This window comes from Bartonella sp. MM73XJBT (genome assembly GCF_028618465.1).
Classification (GTDB): Bacteria; Pseudomonadota; Alphaproteobacteria; order Rhizobiales; family Rhizobiaceae; genus Bartonella.
In genome coordinates this window covers 1-3,825 of record NZ_JAQISY010000068.1, presented here as the reverse complement: position 1 = coordinate 3,825, position 3,825 = coordinate 1, and the positions used below count along the sequence as shown (strand labels likewise).

Sequence of the window (3,825 nt, the reverse complement as noted above, 5' to 3'; positions counted from 1 at the left end):
ATGAGGCGCGTCAATACTTTATCAAATGCGAACGGCTTTTGAAACAAGTAGTGACACCACAAGTTGACTACTCCAAACCGGAAGCATTACTTGGTGTTTTAAATCACTTACAAAGCCAAATTGAGCATAAAGATCATGTTATTGCTGAATTGACTCCAAAAGCAAAAGCTTTGGAAGGTTTAAAACGTTCGGATGGTTTGTTTGGTTTAATCGAAGCAGCAAAAATGTTAGAGGTACGACCAAAGGATTTAACAGATTACTTGCGTAAAAATGATTGGGTCTATCGTCGAGCTCCAGGGGCGCCTCTATTACCTTATCAGGATAAAATCAAGAAAGGATTCATGGATTGTCCTGCGATTACCATTCAGAGACCAGATGGGACAGAAAAGGTACTGCCTTCAACAAAAATCACTTCAAGAGGTTTGGCATGTTTAAGAGAACAAATCCATGGAGGTGTACAATGAATACCAGTATTGATTTTTTATGCGATTTGTGGATGGCGTTATATCAGTTTTCTGATCGTGATGATATTGAAGATAAGGCTTTTAATACTCTTATCGAGACTATGGATGCGATAGAAAAAGCTTTAATTTTTAAGCTTCAAAATGACGTGCCTAATATTACAAAGATTTTGGCAATCCTTACAGATTTCGGAGCTTCAGAGTTACCGCATAGCATGGATTCTTTGTTGCGTGCTTATGAACCAAATTTAGAGAGCCCCATTAAAAAGGTTGCTTAAGTAAAAAAAACATCTCCCCTCCCTATCGTTAAAGGTGGGGAGTGGTCAAAGAGGCTTCTTTAGGGAAAAATTCGAAATGAACGGGTTCAAAACCAGTTAAGTCATAATCTGTAAGATCTGCAGTATCAACAAAGTTTTCTGCTTCTTCATCCGTCTTTAAAACGGGTATTTGTTTTAATTTAGAGTTTTTCATAAAAATTAAATTTCTTTTAGTACGTATAGACTTTTAAAAGATTCAAAGTTTAGAAGAAATGTATCTGTTTAAACTCACACCATTTTCAGCGGCTTGTATTGCAAGTTTTCTATGGAGTTCTGGTGGTATTCTTAATTGAAACTTACCACTGTATTTACCATGTGACAAAGGCACAGGAACTTCTTCTCCATTATGTTGCATGTCCTCAACAACTTCTGAAACAAGGTCCATAATACCTTTTAAAGCTTTCTCTGCTTGAGCATCTAACCATGAAAGGGATGGGAATTCTGCACACAATCCGACATATTCCTCATCTTCTTGCGACCACAAAACACGATATGTATAATGATTATTGTTCATGTTTCATCCTTTCTATCGCTTGTAAGACTTGTTTGACCTGATAAGCTTTTGCTTTGTTACCAGAACCTTTTTGAATATTCACACGGGGGTCACCAAGCCATGGGGTTTTAAAAACAAAGTGGCTTGTACCATTGTTCCGCGGTTCTCCAAAAAAATGTACACACACAGCCAACAAATCTGAAAACTTAATGTTCTTTGGTGATGCTTTCATCAAGCTGATTATTTTTTCAACTTTATTACTCATAACTAATAATAGTATCATTATTAATCCTAGTCAATCATTTTATACACTTAATTGGACAGGAGCCCCCATGCATCCGAGAGAGACGATAAGGGAAACATTTGTTGCGTTGATCAAAGCAGCAAAGACGGCAGCTGGTGACAATGTTTTCAATATGCGTGATTTCAACTTTTCCCCTGAGAACACGCCTGCAATTAATATCTCAACACAAAGTGAAACGATTGAAGATGGCTATGATTATGGAGTAAGGCGGCGTGTTTTAACGCTAGATGTTGAATGTTATGCAACATGTGAAGATGGAGCGCGTTTTGTTGACCAATTAGCATGGGAAGTTGAGGAGATTTTCTACGCTAATCCCAATCTCAACAACACAGTTGAAACATGCCGCCTGCAAAATATTGCTTTTGCCTTTGGCGATAATGGCGCTCTAGCACTCCATGGTGCAATTTTAACCTTTGAAGTCATTTATATGACAAATATCCCCAACATGGATGAAGAAGAAGGCAGTGTAACAGCAAGACTCGTTGAACCTTTCTTAAGCTTTGAACCAGAAACAGGCGTGGGAAATAAAGATAAATACCATAAAATTGAAGGTGGACATGTTAGAGCGACGCGATAAAGAAATCACAGATCTAAAAAGACGTGTGGCCAATATGGTTGTGGTGGGAAAAATTAGCCATGTCGACCATAAAAACGCACGCTATCGGGTAAAAAGTGGCAATCTTGTCAGTGACTGGATTCCAGATACACAAGCCCGCGCCGGTAAAACACGCTCTTATGAAGGGCGCGATGTTGGAGAGCAAGTAGTTGTTATCGCGTCATCAGGGGATTTATCACAAGGGGTGATTGTTGGCTCCATTCATACAGATGCGAACCAAGCCGCCGATAAAGGCAATATCCATAAGACACTTTATCCGGATGGCACCACCATTGAATATGATGATGAACAAAATAGCTATGTCCTTAATCTCACATCAGGAGGAAAGTTTAATCTCACGATTTCTGATGGTGTGTCGATAAAAGGAGATGGTAAGAAATTAGAGCTGCAAGCACCAGAAGGTATCAAAATTACCGCACAAGGTGATCTGAACTTAAACGCAGAAAAAGCCATTGCTCTGAAAGCAGGCAGGGGAATTTCACTCCATTGTGATGGCGGTATTGCTCTTCATTCTAGTGACTTAAAGCATAACGGCACCAACATTGGAAACAGCCATGTTCACGGAGGTGTTTCCCCTGGTGGCTCGATGACAGGAGGTCCCAATTGAACAGTGGAATGGACCGCACAACGGGAAAGCCATTGACCGGCATTGATCATTTACGCCAATCAATCCTTGATATTTTGTCAACACGGATTGGTTCGCGTGTCATGCGGCGTGACTATGGTTCACGCGTTGCTGAACTCATTGATGCACCGGTTAATAATGCTTTTGCTGTTGCTCTTTATGCTGCTGTTGCTGAGGCTTTAGACAAGTGGGAACCGCGTTTTAAACTGAAAAAAATTGATTTTAAAATGGTTGATGCTGGACAAGTTTCTTTGTCCTTTGAAGGTATTTATTTGCCTTCAGGCAAGCCCATTACCATGGAAGGATTATTGATAAAATGAATGGAGTGCTTGCAAAACCGGAAATCATCACAGAACTTTCTTTTGAAGAAATACGCGCTGCTGCTCTTGCCCATTTAAAAGAGCTTTTGCCTGAATATAGCATTCTTGAAAGTGATCCGTCCGTAAAAGTCATTGAGGCTTTTAGCTATCGAGAGTTGCTTTTAAGACAGCGTATTAACGAAGCGGCACGCAACAACATTCTTGATTTTGCAACCGGTGAATCTCTTGACGCTTTGGGAAACTGGCATGGTATTGCCCGCATGGAGGGTGAAAGTGATGAGAGATATCGTGAACGTATTCAACTTCATGCCCGTGGCGGCAATGGTAGCGGGACAGAGCCCTATTACAAGCTTATAGCCTTAACAGCAGATAGTCGTGTTAAGGATGCGATTGTTTACCGTAAAGGCAAAGACCCAACCATCTATGTTGCTCTTTTTGGCAACAATGAAGAAGGAACGGCATCTGAAGATCTCATACAAACAGTCTCAGAAGCTCTTCACAGAAAAAATATCATCATGACCAATGATACAATCATTGTTCACGCTGCTGTCAAAAAAGTGCTGGATTTAGAAGCAGATGTTTGGCTGTTACCAGAAACATCTTTGAAAATTCTTACAACAATGGAAACAAATTTAAGAGCAGCATGGAGACAAGAACAAGCCATTGGTCGTGAATTAAGTTTGTCGTGG

The 3,825-nt window shown here is 40.2% G+C and carries 9 protein-coding genes; 6 read left to right on the top strand and 3 right to left on the bottom strand.

Going from position 1 to position 3,825, the window contains the following annotated elements; genetic code table 11:
* Together PVV69_RS09380 and PVV69_RS09375 are read left to right on the top strand one after the other, a co-directional pair.
* Positions 1 to 464 (top strand): phage antirepressor KilAC domain-containing protein (locus PVV69_RS09380; protein WP_273757292.1); only part of this gene is annotated, 464 nt, incomplete at its 5' end.
* A complete protein-coding gene (locus tag PVV69_RS09375; protein ID WP_273757291.1) occupies positions 461 to 739 on the top strand; it encodes a hypothetical protein in 279 nt (92 codons plus the stop codon). The genes PVV69_RS09380 and PVV69_RS09375, both read left to right, overlap by 4 nt.
* Positions 740 to 767: 28 nt before the next feature.
* On the opposite strand, the gene PVV69_RS09370 is transcribed toward PVV69_RS09375, so the two are convergent.
* From PVV69_RS09370 to PVV69_RS09360, 3 genes are read right to left on the bottom strand one after another with little or no spacing between them, the layout of a single operon-like run.
* Positions 768 to 932, bottom strand: a complete 165-nt coding sequence (locus tag PVV69_RS09370) for a CopG family antitoxin (protein WP_273755853.1) — start codon at positions 930 to 932, stop codon at positions 768 to 770.
* 42 nt (positions 933 to 974) lie between these two features.
* Positions 975 to 1,292 carry a type II toxin-antitoxin system HicB family antitoxin gene (locus PVV69_RS09365; RefSeq protein WP_004856761.1) on the bottom strand — a complete coding sequence of 106 codons (318 nt, stop codon included), beginning with the start codon at positions 1,290 to 1,292 and terminating at the stop codon, positions 975 to 977.
* Positions 1,282 to 1,554, bottom strand: a complete 273-nt coding sequence (locus PVV69_RS09360) for a hypothetical protein (RefSeq protein ID WP_006589097.1) — start codon at positions 1,552 to 1,554, stop codon at positions 1,282 to 1,284. The genes PVV69_RS09365 and PVV69_RS09360 overlap by 11 nt, the downstream gene beginning before the upstream one ends.
* Before the next feature lie 49 nt (positions 1,555 to 1,603).
* On the opposite strand from PVV69_RS09360, the gene PVV69_RS09355 reads away from it, so the two are divergent.
* From PVV69_RS09355 to PVV69_RS09340, 4 genes are all read left to right on the top strand, one after another.
* Positions 1,604 to 2,152 (top strand): hypothetical protein, encoded by a 549-nt coding sequence (locus tag PVV69_RS09355; RefSeq protein ID WP_273757290.1) that lies wholly within the window; start codon positions 1,604 to 1,606, stop codon positions 2,150 to 2,152.
* Positions 2,133 to 2,798, top strand: a complete 666-nt coding sequence (locus tag PVV69_RS09350; protein WP_273757289.1) for a phage baseplate assembly protein V — start codon at positions 2,133 to 2,135, stop codon at positions 2,796 to 2,798. The genes PVV69_RS09355 and PVV69_RS09350 overlap by 20 nt, the downstream gene beginning before the upstream one ends.
* Entirely contained in the window at positions 2,795 to 3,136 is a 342-nt protein-coding gene (locus PVV69_RS09345; RefSeq protein WP_004856773.1) for a GPW/gp25 family protein, read from the top strand. The genes PVV69_RS09350 and PVV69_RS09345 overlap by 4 nt, the downstream gene beginning before the upstream one ends.
* A partial coding sequence (locus tag PVV69_RS09340) for a baseplate J/gp47 family protein (protein ID WP_273757288.1) occupies positions 3,133 to 3,825 on the top strand: 693 nt, incomplete at its 3' end. The genes PVV69_RS09345 and PVV69_RS09340, both read left to right, overlap by 4 nt.